The following is a 15,807-nucleotide window of genomic DNA, read 5'->3' on the forward strand; positions in this document are numbered from 1 at the left end:
CGCAACTTAACCGTCACATCTGAAAGCCAGCGCCGCGGGACAATCGTCTCGCGGCGCTTTAGTTTTAGATTGAAATGTGGCGGGGCGAGAATCAGTTCACGTGTTCCCACGCGTGATACGAACTGCGCACCAGCGGCCCCGCCTCGACATGATGAAATCCCATCGCGAGCGCCTCGAGCTTGAGCTCCGCAAACTCAGCCGGCGTGACGTAGCGCGCCACCTCGATATGCTCCTTCGAGGGCCTGAGATACTGCCCGAGCGTCAGGATGTCGCATCCGACGCCACGCAAATCGCCGATCACCTCGAGTAGTTCCGTAGTCGATTCGCCCAGCCCCAGCATCACGCCGGCCTTGGTGAACATCCGCTTGCCCGATGATCGCGCCGCCGTCTTCGCATGGCGCAGCACCGCGAGCGATCGCGCATAGTTGCCGCCGGGACGAACGTTGCGATACAGGCTCGGCACCGTCTCGATATTGTGATTATAAACGTCGATCGGCGAAGCGACGACGGTCTCGACGCTCGCAAACGATCCCTGGAAATCCGGCACCAGCACTTCGACCCGCGCCGCCGGCGACTCGGCCTTGATTGCCCGCGCAGTCGCCGCAAAATGCGCCGCGCCTCCATCTTCCAGATCGTCGCGATCGACCGACGTCACCACCACGTGCTCGAGGCCGAGCTTCGCGACCGCCTCCGCGATTCGGCGCGGCTCGTCCGCGTCGAGCGGCCGCACCTTGCCGTGCGCCACCGCGCAGTACGGACAATTGCGCGTGCATACGTCGCCCATCAGCATGAAGGTGGCCGTGCGATGCGAAAAGCATTCGCCGATATTCGGACAGCACGCTTCCTGGCAAACCGTATGCAGCTTCAATTCGCCGAGAATCGACTTGGTGCGGAAATACTCAGGCGATACCGGCGCGCGCACCTTGATCCAATCAGGATGTCGTCGTTCTGCCATTCTTACTCTTGAATCTTCTCCGATTCCGCCCTTCCCATATTAACAGCGCGTAGCGCGCATCTTCTCTATCGCCACGGGAAGCCCGAAACCTCGTGAGGTTTCGGATCTCTTCTTCCGTTCCCTTCTTTCATTTCGATCATCGATCCATAGCCGAACACGCGCTGGAAGCTGTCGCGCATCGCGATTCTGAACTCGTCGATCGAAACCTCGCGATTCTTGAGCGCCGCCATCGACGTCATTTCACAGCCCTCGATTCCGCACGGCACGATAGAATCGAAGAAACTCAAATCGGTACTCACATTCAGCGCGAAACCGTGATACGTCACCCAGCGCCGGATACCAACTCCGATTGAACCGATCTTCCGCGCGCCGACCCACACGCCGGTCAGACCCTCGCGCCGATTTGCCTCGATGCCGAAATTGGCGAGCGCCTCGATCATCGCTTGCTCGAGACTGCGCAGATATTTCGAGACGTCGCGCGCGCGCCCGTCCAGCTTCAGAATCGGATAGCCTACTAATTGCCCGGGCCCGTGATAAGTCACCTGCCCGCCGCGCGATACGCGCCGTATCGGCACTGCGTCCGGTTTCGCCACGATGAATCGTTCGTCGGCGCCGCGCCCCAGCGTGAACACGTGCGGATGCTCCAACAGCAGCAACGTATCCTCGATCTCGTCTGCGATTCGCGCCTCCAGCAACTCGGTCTGCAAGCCGAGCGCCGCGTCGTAATCGACGATTCCGAGGCTCGCCACCCGCAATGTCCGCCCCACTGTCAAAGTGATCGCCTTCGCCTTTGCATCTCAGAAATTGATCGCCTCGCCCTCGGCCGCCAGCGCCGCTTCCATGATCGCTTCTGACATCGTTGGATGAGGATGCACCGTCTTGCCGATTTCGGCGGTCGTCGTTTCGAGCGTCTTGCCGAGCACCACTTCGGAAATAATATCGGTCGCGCCGTGACCGATAATCTGGCATCCGATCACCTCGCCATACTTTTTCGTCGCAACGATCTTCACGAAGCCCTCGGCCTCGCCGATCGCGACCGCCTTGCCGTTTGTGCGAAATGGAATCTTGCCGACTTTCACCTCGATCCCGCGCGCTTTTGCGTCCGCCTCGCTAAGCCCGACCGTCGCGACTTCCGGCTGGCAGTAGATGCATCCCGGAATCGACAGCAAATCGAAGCCCGGCTCGCGCACACCTGCCATTATTTCCACCGCCGCGATTCCTTCGGCGCTCGCCTTATGCGCCAGCAGTGGCGGGCGAATCACGTCGCCGATCGCATAGATGCTCGGCACCGTCGTCTGAAACGAATCGTTGATTTTTATGAAGCCGCCGCGCTCGACCTCGATCCCGAGTTTTTCAAGTCCGATATTTTTGCTGAGAGGAGTGCGCCCGACCGCAACCAGCACCGCCTCCGCCTCGATCGATTTGTCGATGCCATCGGCGTTCACCGTGACTGACCACAGGTCGCCGCTCCGCGCCATCGACTTGTAGCCGTGCCCCAGCATCACTGTAACTTTGCGTTTGACGAACGCCCGGCGCAGTTCTTCGGCAAGCTCCGAGTCGAAGCCGGGCAGCATCTGCTTTTCGAGTTCGACGATCGTCACCGTCGAGCCAAAAGCGTTGTAGAAGTATCCGAACTCGAGGCCGATCGCGCCGGCGCCGATCACGATCACGCTCGCCGGCAGGCGATCCAGCACCAGCGCTTCCTTGCTGGTGATCACGCCGTCGCCGATTTTCATGCCCGGAAAGAGCCGCTCGCCCGATCCCGCCGCGATCAGAATCCGCTCGCCTTCGAGCGACGCGGCGGCGGGCGGCGCCTTGCCTTCGACCGGCTTGAGCGCGACCGAATTGGGCCCGGTGATCGCCGCGTCGGCCTCGAAATAATCGACCTTGTTCTTCTTCAGCAGGAAGCTCACGCCGCGCGCGAGCTTGTCGGCCGCGGCGCGCGAGCGCGCAATCACCTTGGCGAAGTCGAAGCGCACCTCGCCGACTTCGATTCCATGCTCCTTCGCCGCGCCGCGAATCGTATCCATCGCGCCCGCCGAGTTGAGCAGCGCCTTCGACGGGATACATCCCCAGTTAAGGCAGACGCCGCCGGGGCGATCGCGCTCGATCACCGCGACCCGCATTTTTAGCTGGCTGGCGCGAATCGCCGCCACGTATCCGCCGGGTCCCGAGCCGATCACCACCAGGTCATAGCGTGCGTTTGCCAAGATTAAGTCCCTTCAAGAATCAGCGAAGCCTTGCGAGGCTTTCCAACAAATAAGTTTCCGCGAGCGTCAGCGAAGCTTTGTTCGACGCGTCCGGCGCCGTTCTCCCGTCGTTATCCAAAGCCAACTCGTCTACCGCATCAACGATACGACGATCGCGCTCGACAGTCATCCGAATAGCTCTCCCGCTATTTCACGGAAGGAGCGCCTGCCCTGAGCGCCGAAGCGCGCCGCTCTTCTGAAGTATGAGGACGGTCGCATCGATCTTCGTTGTCCCCGTTCTGGTCGCGGGTCGCGAGCCGTCGAGAGCGAAACGCGCGCGCGACCCGCACATCGCTAAAGTAACCGGCGGGCGCACTCGACGATCTCGGCGGAGCGCACCCGCTCGACCGGCGCCGCGAGCGAATCATAAGCGCCGCGATAAATCTGCGCTGCGATCTCCGCGTCGGCGTGTCCGGGGCGTGCCGAGCACACCACCATTGCGCGACGAGTCCGCTTCACCGATTCGACAACGGTTGTCATGTCGAGCGGATTCAATGTGCGCAGATCGATCAGCTCCGCTTCGATTCCATCCTTGGCGAGCATCTCCGCCGCGCCGATCGCCTCATGAACGCATCTCGAGTACGTGACAATCGTCAAGTCCGCGCCCTCGCGCAGCACGTTCGCCTTGCCGAACGGAAGTATCAAATCGCGGTCGCCCGGCACCTCGCCAACTGCGTCGTAGAGCGATTCGTGCTCGACGAAAATGACCGGCTGATCGCCGCGAATCGCGGATTTCAGCAATCCTTTGGCATCGGCTGGCGTCGCCGGCGCTGCGACGCGAACGGTATCCGAGTTCACGAAAAATCCTTCGACAGATTGCGCGTCCAGCGCGTCCGTTTCATCGCCGCGAAGAATCGTTACGCGAATCACGATTGGCACTTTCGCTCTGCCTTGAGCCCGCGGCCTGCTGCCCGCGGCCATCGCGAGCATAGAACTTATCGCCAGCGCGTTCGCATCGCGCGACGTCAACTCGATCACCGGCTTGAGCCCGCCGAGCGCCGCGCCGATGCCAGCGCCGACGATCGCCGCCGCCGAATTCGGCATGTCGCGCACGCGCCGATCGCCGTAAGTCGCGAGCAATCCATCGCTGACCCTGAACCCGCCGCCGAAGTAGCCGACCTCCGCGCCCATGATGAACACGCGTTCGTCGCGCTCGAGTTCTTCGCCGAGCGCCTGCCGCAATGCTTCGCGATACGAGATCTGCGCCATCGAGATTCAGTTTTTGACGGTGTCGCTTTTCGACCCCTCGAGTATTGCCTGCGCGAATTTCACCGCGTCGTCGATCGCTGCGCCAACTTCCCGATCGATGCGATCCAGTTCGGGCTCGGCGAGCGCATTTTCTGCGATCAGCCGCGCGCGCAGATTCAGAATCGGATCGCGCTCGCGCCAGATCGGCTCCTCGCGGCGCGTGTCGTAATCAGCCGCATCCGAAAACGCCGAGCTTCGATAGCGATACGTCACGGCTTCGATCAGCGACGGGCCGTCGCCTTCGCGCGCGCGCCGCGCCGTGTCAATCGTCGCGGCGTAAACCGCGATCACGTCCATCCCATCGACGCGCACGCCGGGCATCTTGTACATGTCGGCCACGCGATACAGTTCCTCCTGGCAGACGGTGTTGTCGATAAACGTCCCCATCCCGTAGAAATTGTTCTCACAGATGAACACGATCGGCAGGTTCGAGATCGACGCGAGATTGAGCGCTTGATGAAATGCTCCCTGCGCCAGCGCCTCGTCGCCGAAGATGCAGCAGACCATCGCCGGTTCACTCTTGTAGTTGAGTGCAAGCGCGAGGCCGCCCGCGATCGCGAGACCGCTCGCGCCATTCGCGCCGATGAAGAGCGTGCGATCCTCGATTGCCGGCGCCGAATCCGTGCGGCTCACAAGTTCGCTCTCGACACCCATCAATTCCGCCATCGCGGCCCGCGGATCTGCGCCGCGCGCGAGTCGATGCCCATATTCGTGATACGTCGAGACAACAATGTCGCCGCGCGCGAGCGCATGGATCGCGCCGACGCATGCCGCCTCTTCGCCCGCGTAGATTTGGCGATGACCGGCGAGCCTGCCCATCCGAAAAATCTCGTCCGCTTTGTCGTCGAAGCTGCGGACGAGCTTCATCCGCCGATAGAGCGCAAGGCACTCGCCTTCTTCGATCATCTGCGTATCGTCCTGATCGTTCTGCCTGTTCATCCTGTTCCGACGCCGCCAACCGGCGCGATCGTTTGCAATCGAATCAACTTAGCAGAAAGGGGTCCCTGTAATTTTATAGCAGTGCAGGTTCGTGTCATTTCGAGCATAGCGAGAAATCCCGGATCCGGGTTCCCTCGTCGCTTTCGCTCACTCGGGATGACACGGAATGGGTCCGCGAGACGAATCGAGATTTATCTCTTCATCTTCTTACTAACAGCGCGTAGCGCGCATCCTATCGCCCCAGGAAGCCCGAAACCCGTGAGGGGTTTCGGCCCATTAAAATTTCCACATGAAGCGGTGCCGGCTGCGACGTGAGATGCCGGCTAGTCTAGTCGAACAGTTCGCGCTGGAAGGCCGCCGCGACCGGCGAGAAGCTGCGGCGATGAATCGGCGACGGCCCGCGCTCTCTCAGCAGCGTGAAGTGCTCACTGGTGCAGTATCCCTTGTGCTGCGCGAAGCCGTAGCCGGGATAGACCGCGTCGTACTCGATCATCATGCGGTCCCGCGTCACCTTCGCCACGATCGACGCCGCCGCGATACAAAAGCTCTTGCGATCTCCGCCGACGATTCGCGTCTGCGGCAACTTGAGTCCCGGTATCAGACGCCCGTCGACCAGCACGTGACCCGGCAGATGACTCAGCGCCGCGAGCGCCCGCTCGCTCGCTCGCATCGTCGCCCAGTAGATATTCAGTCGATCGATTTCGAGCACGTCCGCGACGCCGATTCCCACCGCGATAGCGCGGCTCCGGATCGGCTCGAACAATTCCTCGCGCTCCTCGGGCGTGAGCTGCTTCGAATCGTGGACTCCGCGGATAAAGGTCTCGGGCGAGAAAATCACCGCGGCGGCGACCACCGGCCCCGCCATCGGGCCGACCCCGGCCTCATCGACGCCCGCGACCGCGTCGATGCCGGTTTTCCAGAGCCTGCGTTCGTAACGAAGATCGGGCCGCTTGCTCATCGCGCAACCTTCTAGCAGTCTGCGCGCCGCTTACGCCAGCCGTTTCAGCCGCGCGAGGCGAATCGTCTCCGCCGCCGGCTCGGGATCGCGGATGTCGTGCAGGCGGATCGCGTAGTCCGCGCTCGCCGCCGACGCGATCGTCACGTCGCCGAGTCCGATCAGGCGCTGAAAAAATCGCTGCGACACTTCGACCGAGCGCATGTCCGCGAGTTCCATCTCGCGCTTGCGCTTGGCGATAATTCCGCGCCGCTCGATCAGGCGATCCGAGGTGAGACTCCAGCTTACGGCGCGCGCGCGGATGATCGCCGCGATAAAGATCAGGAGGCCGGCCGCGATCGGCGCGAACCCGGCTTGCCAGATCTCGGGATTGTGATACATCAGCCAGCCGCCGATCGCGATAAAGATACCGCCCATCAAAAATGCGTTGCCGAAGTACCAGAGCGACGGACGAAACAGCGCGAGCGCGTACTCGCGCACCGCGGCCGGCTTCGACGCGAGCATCCGCGCGCCGCATCGCGAGCAGAACGCCGCGCCCTGCTGGCTGTCGTTACCGCATTGGGGACATCTCACCGCAACCCTCTCTTCGCCGCGCCCGGAGCAGGCCTGGCGCCGATGCGATTATGTAGAACCGCTCCGCGCCCGGTCAATCAAGCGCGATTCGAATCGACGCGAAACGCGCGTTCGCAACTGGCCGCGGCGCGCGTCTTCGTGCTATTCACTCGAAAATGAAATTCGGACTTTTCGGAATCAACAACGGACATTGCGCGTTTCCCAAAACCGCCGCGGCCGTCGCGCGCGCCGCCGAGGACGCCGGCTTCGAAAGCGTGTGGACCGGCGAGCACGTGATTCTGCCGGACCCGCAGGCGCCGCCGTCGCCAGTGGCCGCGGATTTTCCGATGCTCGATCCGACCGTGGCGCTGGCCTTCGTCGCCGCGCACACCAGCAGGCTTCGGCTCGGCACCGGAATCATCATCTTGCCGCAGCGCAACCCGATTGTGCTCGCCAAGGAACTCGCGTCGGCCGACGTGTTGTCCAACGGGCGCCTGATTTTCGGCATCGGCATCGGATACCTGAAGCCGGAGTTCGACGCGATCGGCGCGCCGTTCGATCACAAGGGCGCGCGCGCGGAGGAATACCTCGCCGCGATGATTGCGCTGTGGTCGATGCCGAAACCCGAATTCAAGGGCAGGTGGGTCAACTTCAAGGGCGTTAATGCGATGCCGCGGCCGGCCCAAAAACCGCATCCAGAGATCGTATTCGGCGGCCACACCGCCGAGGCATACAGCAGGGCGGCGCGGCTCGCCAAAGGATGGTACGGCTTCGCGCTTGACGTCGGCAGCACCGCGAAATGCGTCGAGGGACTTCGCGCCGCGTGCCAGAAGGTCGGGCGCAAGTTTGACGACCTGGAAATCAGCGTGACGCCGCGCGGCGCGGTCGATCTCGACACCGCCAAGAAATTCGCGGACTTGGGCGTCAGCCGGTTGATTCTTTTGCAGCGCGGATCGGACGAGGCATCAGCATTGGCGCAGGTCAGCGACGTCGGCCGCACGCTGATCGGCAAAATTTAGGCACTCGTCGCAGGCGGTCTCGACGATTTGCGGAGCCAGTTTTCCGCGGAAAGGTCCAAGCGGACTCATCGGCTCGGCACAGATGAGCTCGCTCCATCTTCGGGCTCGGTCCTACCTGCGCGAATTTTGTCATCTTTACCCGCTATTTTGCTTTCTACCGGCAAATTTTTGCCCACTGCCAAAAATTCATCGGACCGTTGGAGGGCCGAGAGTTCGATTTTTATTGTCGTTTTCTACGTTTTTCAAATTCGACCGATCCGGCACGTGGATTGCTTTTAGTTCAGCGCAGACTCCTTGGAGTCAATTTAGAACCGGATAGGACGAGTTTGAGAAAATGATCAACAACGATTCCAGCCACGTTCTCACCGTTAAGGAACTCTCGGATTACCTGAAGGTCCACCCCTCGACGATCTACCGTCAGTTGAAGCGGGGCCGCCTGCCCGCATTCAAGGTCGGCAGCGATTGGCGCTTCAATATCGAATCGATCGATCGCTGGCGGATGGAGCAGGACACGTTCCAGGCGATCTAGGTCTTCGGACCGAAGTTCGAGCGCCGGCTAACCGATTCGACCGGGTTTCGCGTCGGCAATCCGCTCGGCGAGACCGGCGTAATCGAACGCGAGCCATCCACGCAGCGGATCGACGCGGCTGACCCGGACCAGGATCGGCATCTGCTCGGCCAGGTTCGGCGCGCCGTGTAGCGTTCCGCGCACGATAAAATCGATCAGCTCTGCGCTTTGTCCTTCTCGAAACGCATACGCGGGCAGCAGAGTCTCGCGCGCGTGGCGCTCGAGGTAGCGCAGAATCCAGTATCGCTTCGCCCGCCGCTCCAGCTCGCGGCCAGTCGCCTCCGAACTCTCCGCGCCCGCCAGCACCGCCATCAATTCTTCTTCGCTGTACATCGAAGAACGCGCTTCCGAAAGCGCGCTCAGCAATTGCCGCTGCAACACCAGGTCGGCGTAGCGGCGAATCGGCGAACTGAGCTGCGCATAAAAGTCGAGGCCGATTCCCGCGTGATACGCCGGATGCAACGAAAGATGCGGTCGCTGCGACGCGAAATCGCCGGCCGTTTGCGGCTGCACGCGGTAGATGATCGGGATGCGATTCATCGCGGCATAGCGCGCCGCGACAAAGTTGCTCAGCACCATGAATTCCGCGACCAGCGTCCGCCCCGGCGAAGCGCTGTCCAGCACGCGAATCTGAACCTCGCCGCCCTGCACCCGGACCTTGGCCTCGCGCCGCTGGATCAGCATCGCGCCGGCCGTCCTGCGCCGGTCGCGCAATTTGAGCGCGCTCGCATGCAGGATTGCCAGCGTCCGTCCGGTTTCATCCGAACGATCGTTCGATTCGAGGATGCGATCGGTCTCGTCGTAGTCGAGTCTGCGCGAGATCCGGATTCGCGACGGATAGATCGACGAATCCAGCGGCGCGCCATCCGCCGATAACGTCACCTCGGTCGTCAGCACCGGCCGTTCTTCGCCCGCGATCAGGCTGGCCTTCTGGCTCGAAATCGCGTCAGGCAGCATCCTGATCGTCGCTTCCGGCAGATAGACCGTGGTCGCGCGCGATGCGGCCTCGTCATCCATCGCGCCACCCTTCTTCACGAAATCGGCGACCAGCGCGATATGCGTGCGCACTCGAATCGAGCCGTCCGCAAGCGTTTCGCAACTGAGCGCGTCATCGACTTCGACGGTATCGTCGTCGTCGATCGTGACGATGAAGCCCGTGTCCTTGACTTCGCGCGGAGCTGGCATCGCGGCTGACGCCTCGGCGATCGCGGCTTCGCTGAACTCGCTCTTGAGTCCCGCGATGAACGCGAAGCGTGGCGCCGGCGGCTCTGCGCCGAGCCGCTCGAGGATTTCGAATGCCGCCTCGGCCGGATCGACTTCCGGCGCTGCGTGCTTGAGCATCTCGGTGAGTTCGCGGCTCCGCGTAAACGGATTTTTGAGATATTGCGCAAGCTCCCGAATCAGCGCGGCGGCTTCGTCGGGCGGCGGCAACTCGGCGCCATTCAGGATGTCGCGCAGGTCTTTCTGAACTTTGCGATAGTCGTCGCTGCGAGCCCGCACGCGTTCCTGCTGCACGCTCAAGCGCTCGACCTGCTCGCCAGTGCGCGGCACGAAGTCCATGTGGCGCCGGATAAAGTAGATTCGATCGTTGAGCAGCGCCTCGAGCATCACCGACGACGCGAGCGTCGAGCGCCGGCCGAAAAAAAGCTCGGCCAGCTCGTCGGCAGAAAAGCTGCGGCCCTGCTCCTGCGCGACGTTCCACAAAAGCTGCAGATCCAGTTCCGACGCGAGCGCCGCCCGTTCCTCCGCGATCGCGGCGAGCACGGCGGCGACGTTATCGCGATCGGCGCGCGCCTCCGGATGGCGCATCAGCACCAGATCGCGCGCGACCATCTTCTCGCGGCCGGCCGAATCGATCACCGCCAGATGGCGGTCCTGTTCGCGAACGACCAGCCCAGCCTTCAGGCGGCCCTGATCGAGGTACTCCACGATGATGCCGGCGGATTTGATCGGTGATGGCACGTGGATTCATTTTGACGACCGGCGCGACCTAAGACTATATGGAAGGGCGAAACGATGGCTTCGAATCGGATTCAACTCGAACTGCCCGACGAGCTATACGCACAGCTCGTGCGCGTCGGCGAGTCGATGGGCATTTCCAATCCCGGCGAAACCGCGACTGTGGGGCTTGCGCAATGGCTCGCGCAGCGAATCGCGAAACTCGACGACAAGGATCCGAGCCAAAAATATCTCGTGAACGAGGCGCTTGATGAACTTCTTGAAAAGCATAAGTAGAAACCCCTTTCTCCTGGCCGCCGCAATCGCGATCGCGATGCTGCTGGCAGGATTGCCGATCGTGCGCAGCCCCCTCGCCAACGCGGCCGGCAAGGGCCTCGACGTCGAAGTGCCTTACGAGATCAACGCGCTCAAAACGCCCGGCATCACCGCGCCCTACTATCTGCAGGAGAAGGACGACAACATCCTGGTTTCGGATCAGGCCGGCGGCATATTTTCGGTTACCTTCGGCGGCAAGGTGACGGAAGTCGCCGGCAAGGCGAAGATCAAGAGCCCGGCGGGCCTCGCCGTCGGACCTGCCGGCTTCGGTACCTACGCGGGACAGATTTTCGTCCTCGCATCGACCGGTGACGACAAGGCGCCGTGCGAAGTCGAGCGGATCGACAAGTCCGGCGCTGTCAGCAGCTTCGCGAAACTGCCCGATGCGGGCGCGCCCGCCAGCGGATGCCGCGATCTCGAATTCGGTGCGGCTGGCGGTCCCTTCGCCGGCAAACTCTACGCCGCGACCAGCGGTAACACGTCGATCTATGCGATCGATTCATCGGGCAAGGCGACCGTGTTCGGCACTTACGACAAACCCGTCCAGTTCGACCTGACGACGATTCGATTTGCACCCGCCACCGACTCCAAGGCCGCGAATCAAATGCTCATTGGAATGCGCGCGACAATGGCAGGTGCGTCGAAAGTCGGACGCATCGCTATCGTCGCGCCCGACGGCAAGATGAAAGACGATGTCTATCTGGTCGGTTTCATCCGGCCGACCGGTTTTGCGTGGTCGCCGTCGAACTTTGGATCTTATGGCGGCGATTTGTTTATCGCGGACACTGGCAAGTTGGTTGCCGAAAGCGACAATCGCGACGGCGGCGTCTATCGCGTGGACAAGGGCCTCGCGCGGCCGTACGCGGCCGGCCTGATGGATCCGACCGATCTGAAATTCTTCGGCAAGAAAATCGTCATCTGCGATCCCGCCGAAAAGGGCAAGGGGCAGGGCGCGATCGTGATCATTTCTTCGCTGCTGTAAGGATTCTTTCGACTCGAAACTACGACGGCAGGCCGCGCCGATGCGGGCCTGCCATTTCCAATTGCGGATTTCAGTTCAGCGCAGATTCGATCGAATCGATCAGCGCCACGGCTCGCGGATAACTTCGGTGTCGCCGGTCTCGCGATCGACCAGCAGCAGCTCGACCTGATTGTAACTTCCCTTCGGAAAGAACACGTAACCGCTCGCGGTGAAGTTGTGCCGCACTTCCTCGGGACGGAGCGCGAGCGCCTCGATTTGCTGATTAGCCTGCTGATCCGCTTTCCATTGCCCGCTCTGCGCTCCCTGGAACATCCCACGACCGGCGCCGATCGCCGTGCCGACGATCGCGCCTTGCCCGACCGCGCCAAACGCCGAACCCACCGCGGCGCCAAGACCCGCGCCGACCGCGCCCGCGGCGGCTCCGCTTAGCGCGGCGCTGGCGAGCGCACCCTTTAATTCATTGGCGCTGCCGGCCTGCCGCGCCGCCTCGCCCGGCGGCAGTGGCGCGATACGCGCGCCCGATTCATTGAGCGCGAATACCTGGCTCGGCACGATCGCGCGAACCGCGTCAGTGCCGTTCGCGATCGACACGTGCACCGGCGTCACGTCGCCCACGTTGGGCGCGGCCTGAATGCTGACCGACAACTGCCCCGGCTGCGGAGTTGCAACGACATTTGACGTATGCGCAATCGGCGCGGGCGCGACGGCGCATCCGGCGGCAAAAATCGCGGCGGCCAGAATGGTGAACCTGCCTCGGCGAGGCCCGGTGATGGCGATGCGGCGCTGGATGCGGGTCTTCATGGCATCACGATCATATTGCAGATTCGCTCGTAATCCGAGAGCGCCATTCATAGACCATACGTCGGCCTGCGATGCGCTGTTTCACGGAATCGAGCGGCGAAAGTTCGCTTGACATATCTGCGTCGGGCACCATGATGGATCGCACAGGCCCCGACAGGAGGTATCGCGATGGCAGCTCAAGTTACCGGCGGATGCGCATGCGGCGCGGTTCGTTACGAAAGCTCGGCCGACCCGGTGATGGCCGTGAATTGCTACTGCCGCGATTGCCAGCGCTCGACCGGCGGCGGATATGCGCCCGTCTTGCTGGTGCCCAAACCAGCGTTCAAATTGACCAAGGGCGAACTCAAGCATCACGAGGTCACCGGCGATAGCGGCAACAAGGTGAGCCGCGGCTTCTGCGCCAATTGCGGATCGTCGATTCTTACGATCCTCGAAGGGATGCCGACCATGCTCGGAATCAAGGCCGGCAGTCTCGACGATACCAGCCAGTTCAAGCCGACCGCCAATATTTTCACGTCGAGTGCGCCGGCGTGGTCGCCGCCGATGGCCGGCTTGACCAAGTTTGCCCGCGGCCCGGGCTGATCCCGGTTGATTGCGTCGAGACTCGATCTGCTCGATTCGCTCGAAAAGTAGCGGTCGCTCTGAGCAAGCGGCCGACTGCGGGAATCGTTCTTCAGCGACGATCGCGTAGCTAGCGATGGCCGCCGCGTCCGCCATGACCGCCTCCGACGCGACCGCCTCCTCCATGCCCGCTGCCGCCACCTTGACCACCTCCTCCGCCACCACCACCTCCCCAGCCATGACCACCGCCACCTTGACCACCGCCTTTACCCTTGCCTCCTCCCCCTTGACCACCGCCCTTACCCTTGCCTCCTCCCCCACCGCCCTTACCCTTACCACCGCCACCGTGACCTCCGCCCCCGCCAAAAGAGCCGCCGCCGTAGTAGGTGTGATATCCGCCCAACCACATCGGTGGCGGAAACATCAGGCCGTTTAGCCCGTTCAGCGAGGCCACTTCGGCGTCTCGCGATTCCGCCGCGTACTGCGCGATATCGTGCTGCTGGCGCTGAGCCATCTGGTAGCTCTCGTAGGCCTCCTGATTGCCTTCGAACACGCACGAGCAGAAATCCGGATCGTAGTACCAGTACACGACGCCCGCTGAAACCGGGTATTGGCGAAGTTCGTAGGTCGGCAGGTCCGCGGCGAGGCCAGCCTGCTCCGCGCTCGAGTTGTCGATCTGGATAGTCTTGAAGCCGGCCTCGGTGAGCATCGCTTCCGTCTTTCTGACGGTCTCCGGCTTCGCGGCCTGGTAGTGTTTGTAGGCTGAGCAGCCCGTCGCCATCATCGACGCAATCGACCCTGCGGCGAGCGTCATTAAAATCGTGCGGATGAATAGTCGATTCATCGAACTTTCAGAGCGGCGAAGGTCCGGGCAAATCCTCGCGCCGCAGCTTGAGATCTGAGCATAGCCGCCCGGCGGGCCGGACAAAATGGAGATTTCGCAAGGGCGATGCAATCGCGGCAGGGCTATCGGCGCCGCGGATCGCCGATCTTCGCGTGCGCTTGCGCACGCCTGGACTGCGCGATCGATCCACGGCGCGCGCGATTTCACAATTCTGTCGTCCCCGGTCGATCTTCGCGTGTGCGCGCTCTTATGCTTAAAGAATCTTGTTCGCGCTCGCGCCGGGGTGGCGAAATGGCAGACGCAGAGGACTTAAAATCCTCTGGAGCGAAAGTTCCGTGCGGGTTCGAGTCCCGCCCCCGGCATCATCCCTGTACACGCGCACTCATCGGCTTCCCGATGGCAAGGTCTATTTGGTTGCACTCGCGAGCGGCAAGATGAGGGCGATTTTGACCATTATTAAAGGCCAAGTCAGGCCAAGACAAGCCCCGTGTTCGCGGGACAATTGCCCCTACGGGATTAGTAATCCTCTGCGCGGCAGGTAATGCGACGCGAATAGGGGGACATAGCGGGCAGGAAGGTGGCGGCGGTTTTATGCAGCACTTGCAGTTGTGCTGGCGGCTCGCGATTCGATCCGATCTGCCCAAGCATGCGCGGCTAGCGCCGGAGTAATGAGGACCACGTTAATAATGTAAGTCGATATAGTGAAGGGACTGTACATATCTGCCGCCGCTATGACGCCATCCAAAAAACCTCCGGCCGATACTATGGCTCCGGCAACGGCGGCCAGATTCACGATCAAGACAAGAACCAACCAGCAACTCCCGAATCTCAAGAGAACCCGCGCGAACAGCGGCTTCTTTTGGAACAGAGCGCGCTTCAAAGCTCGCTTTGATTTCCAGACTGCACGTTGATCGGGGCTAAGCCAACTTGCGACAGCGACAAGAAGGCCGATCGAAAGACTTCCGACAAACAAGGCTGCCCAAATTTCGTTGAGCAAGTGCCAAGACTCGGTTAGTAAATGCCACATTCCCGTGCGCCTAGATTAAGACCTTCAAATCAATCTGCTCGGGTTTGATAACACTAGCTGATAGCCTCGACAAGAAGACCGAACTCGCGATCCTTTTTCTTCGCACGCCAGAGTTGAAGAGGGGGCGTTCTGATGTGCGCCATGCGCTTGACTTCGGCGATGTGCGGTACAGAGGTTTGGGATCCAAAGATAATTCCGACAAGCCAATCTGGTTCGAACGCGTGGTAACCAGGTCCGCCGCTGACTATCACACGCCATTCACGTTCATACTCCCAGTGTTTGGCCTTGGTCAGGAGGATCGCATCCCTCTGCTCGTCGCTGTTTGATGTAAATAGATTTGTCTTAGGATACTCGTTGTTGGAAGGATAAATTATCGGTTTGACAACACCCTCAGGGAACATTTCTCCTGCAAAGACGAGACAGATTCCTCGATGAGAGCTCGCGTAATGGGACCACATCAGGATGTCATCACAAAGCTCCGAAAGACTATATATTCCGAGAGTTGGGCTCCAATTTGTGTGAACTGACGCCAAGGCGGTTTCAACAATTGACGGATTAAGCTCCAGAGCCTGCGCGGCGTTCTCCCTTGTGAGGTCGGCAACCGACTGGACCAAGTAGTCGATTTTTTGCTCCCTAGTGCCTTCGGTCGAAAGCACGACTTTGGAGTCGAACGGATCATTGAAGGAGGCGGGACTAGTGGCCTGTAACAGTGACATTGGTATCGGAATAGATGCGATGGTTGGGGTCGCGATAGGTCCACTTGATGGGTTTGGGAGCGCGGTTGTAGTGACGGATGTAGCGCATCAGCTTGCGGGCCAAGTCCTTAACCGAGG

General features: G+C 61.5%; 18 protein-coding genes and 1 tRNA gene. 6 read left to right on the plus strand and 13 right to left on the minus strand.

From position 1 onward, the window contains the following. Window positions 1–91: 91 nt before the first annotated feature. The 8 genes from lipA to Q7S58_RS19395 all read right to left on the minus strand — a co-directional run bounded on the left by lipA (window position 92) and on the right by Q7S58_RS19395 (window position 6,919). Window positions 92–955 (minus strand): lipoyl synthase, encoded by an 864-nt coding sequence (lipA, locus tag Q7S58_RS19360; protein ID WP_304829940.1) that lies wholly within the window; start codon window positions 953–955, stop codon window positions 92–94. Window positions 956–1,020: 65 nt separating this feature from the next. Beyond that, on the minus strand, window positions 1,021–1,722 hold the full coding sequence (gene lipB, locus Q7S58_RS19365; protein ID WP_304829943.1) for a lipoyl(octanoyl) transferase LipB: 702 nt from the start codon (window positions 1,720–1,722) through the stop codon (window positions 1,021–1,023). 30 nt (window positions 1,723–1,752) lie between these two features. Beyond that, complete coding sequence (gene lpdA, locus Q7S58_RS19370; RefSeq protein ID WP_304829946.1) at window positions 1,753–3,165, minus strand: dihydrolipoyl dehydrogenase; 1,413 nt, start codon at window positions 3,163–3,165, stop codon at window positions 1,753–1,755. 19 nt (window positions 3,166–3,184) lie between these two features. Further along, window positions 3,185–3,334 carry a hypothetical protein gene (locus Q7S58_RS19375; RefSeq protein ID WP_304829949.1) on the minus strand — a complete coding sequence of 50 codons (150 nt, stop codon included), beginning with the start codon at window positions 3,332–3,334 and terminating at the stop codon, window positions 3,185–3,187. 164 nt (window positions 3,335–3,498) lie between these two features. After that, on the minus strand, window positions 3,499–4,413 hold the full coding sequence (locus Q7S58_RS19380; protein WP_304829952.1) for an alpha-ketoacid dehydrogenase subunit beta: 915 nt from the start codon (window positions 4,411–4,413) through the stop codon (window positions 3,499–3,501). Window positions 4,414–4,419: 6 nt separating this feature from the next. After that, complete coding sequence (locus Q7S58_RS19385; protein WP_304829955.1) at window positions 4,420–5,391, minus strand: thiamine pyrophosphate-dependent enzyme; 972 nt, start codon at window positions 5,389–5,391, stop codon at window positions 4,420–4,422. A 328-nt stretch (window positions 5,392–5,719) separates the two neighbouring features. Continuing rightward, on the minus strand, window positions 5,720–6,349 hold the full coding sequence (locus Q7S58_RS19390) for a ribonuclease HII (RefSeq protein WP_304829958.1): 630 nt from the start codon (window positions 6,347–6,349) through the stop codon (window positions 5,720–5,722). A gap of 30 nt (window positions 6,350–6,379) precedes the next feature. Beyond that, window positions 6,380–6,919 carry a PH domain-containing protein gene (locus Q7S58_RS19395; protein WP_304829961.1) on the minus strand — a complete coding sequence of 180 codons (540 nt, stop codon included), beginning with the start codon at window positions 6,917–6,919 and terminating at the stop codon, window positions 6,380–6,382. Window positions 6,920–7,074: 155 nt separating this feature from the next. Here Q7S58_RS19395 and Q7S58_RS19400 point away from each other — a divergent pair, with 155 nt between their 5' ends. Together Q7S58_RS19400 and Q7S58_RS19405 are read left to right on the plus strand one after the other, a co-directional pair. Further along, window positions 7,075–7,917: an LLM class F420-dependent oxidoreductase gene (locus tag Q7S58_RS19400; RefSeq protein WP_304829964.1), complete on the plus strand. Its 843-nt coding sequence runs from the start codon at window positions 7,075–7,077 to the stop codon at window positions 7,915–7,917. Window positions 7,918–8,251: 334 nt separating this feature from the next. Then, window positions 8,252–8,446, plus strand: coding sequence for a helix-turn-helix domain-containing protein (locus Q7S58_RS19405; protein ID WP_304829968.1), 195 nt, complete (start codon window positions 8,252–8,254; stop codon window positions 8,444–8,446). 27 nt (window positions 8,447–8,473) lie between these two features. Here Q7S58_RS19405 and Q7S58_RS19410 read toward each other — a convergent pair whose 3' ends face one another. Next, window positions 8,474–10,447: a ribonuclease catalytic domain-containing protein gene (locus Q7S58_RS19410; protein ID WP_304829971.1), complete on the minus strand. Its 1,974-nt coding sequence runs from the start codon at window positions 10,445–10,447 to the stop codon at window positions 8,474–8,476. Between the two features lie 54 nt (window positions 10,448–10,501). Between Q7S58_RS19410 and Q7S58_RS19415 the strand changes: the two genes are divergently transcribed. Beyond that, on the plus strand, window positions 10,502–10,720 hold the full coding sequence (locus Q7S58_RS19415) for a hypothetical protein (protein WP_304829975.1): 219 nt from the start codon (window positions 10,502–10,504) through the stop codon (window positions 10,718–10,720). Next, on the plus strand, window positions 10,695–11,741 hold the full coding sequence (locus Q7S58_RS19420; RefSeq protein WP_304829978.1) for a hypothetical protein: 1,047 nt from the start codon (window positions 10,695–10,697) through the stop codon (window positions 11,739–11,741). Before Q7S58_RS19415 ends, Q7S58_RS19420 begins: the two co-directional genes overlap by 26 nt. A gap of 99 nt (window positions 11,742–11,840) precedes the next feature. Here the strand turns inward: Q7S58_RS19420 and Q7S58_RS19425 are convergent, their stop codons facing one another. Continuing rightward, window positions 11,841–12,542 carry a hypothetical protein gene (locus tag Q7S58_RS19425; protein WP_304829981.1) on the minus strand — a complete coding sequence of 234 codons (702 nt, stop codon included), beginning with the start codon at window positions 12,540–12,542 and terminating at the stop codon, window positions 11,841–11,843. A 168-nt stretch (window positions 12,543–12,710) separates the two neighbouring features. Between Q7S58_RS19425 and Q7S58_RS19430 the strand changes: the two genes are divergently transcribed. Next, the gene (locus Q7S58_RS19430) at window positions 12,711–13,124 is read left to right on the plus strand and encodes a GFA family protein (protein ID WP_304829984.1); all 414 of its coding nucleotides are present in this window, start codon (window positions 12,711–12,713) and stop codon (window positions 13,122–13,124) included. 109 nt (window positions 13,125–13,233) lie between these two features. Here Q7S58_RS19430 and Q7S58_RS19435 read toward each other — a convergent pair whose 3' ends face one another. Next, window positions 13,234–13,947: a hypothetical protein gene (locus Q7S58_RS19435; protein WP_304829987.1), complete on the minus strand. Its 714-nt coding sequence runs from the start codon at window positions 13,945–13,947 to the stop codon at window positions 13,234–13,236. 277 nt (window positions 13,948–14,224) lie between these two features. Here Q7S58_RS19435 and Q7S58_RS19440 point away from each other — a divergent pair. Beyond that, a tRNA-Leu gene (locus Q7S58_RS19440) sits at window positions 14,225–14,309 on the plus strand. Window positions 14,310–14,536: 227 nt separating this feature from the next. Here Q7S58_RS19440 and Q7S58_RS19445 read toward each other — a convergent pair. Together Q7S58_RS19445 and Q7S58_RS19450 are read right to left on the minus strand one after the other, a co-directional pair. Further along, window positions 14,537–14,944, minus strand: coding sequence for a hypothetical protein (locus Q7S58_RS19445; RefSeq protein ID WP_304829990.1), 408 nt, complete (start codon window positions 14,942–14,944; stop codon window positions 14,537–14,539). An 83-nt stretch (window positions 14,945–15,027) separates the two neighbouring features. Beyond that, a complete protein-coding gene (locus tag Q7S58_RS19450; RefSeq protein WP_304829993.1) occupies window positions 15,028–15,690 on the minus strand; it encodes a DUF2971 domain-containing protein in 663 nt (220 codons plus the stop codon). Between the last annotated feature and the right edge of the window lie 117 nt (window positions 15,691–15,807).

The sequence above is a fragment of the Candidatus Binatus sp. genome, assembly GCF_030646925.1.
In the GTDB taxonomy this organism is placed as follows: domain Bacteria; phylum Desulfobacterota; class Binatia; order Binatales; family Binataceae; genus Binatus.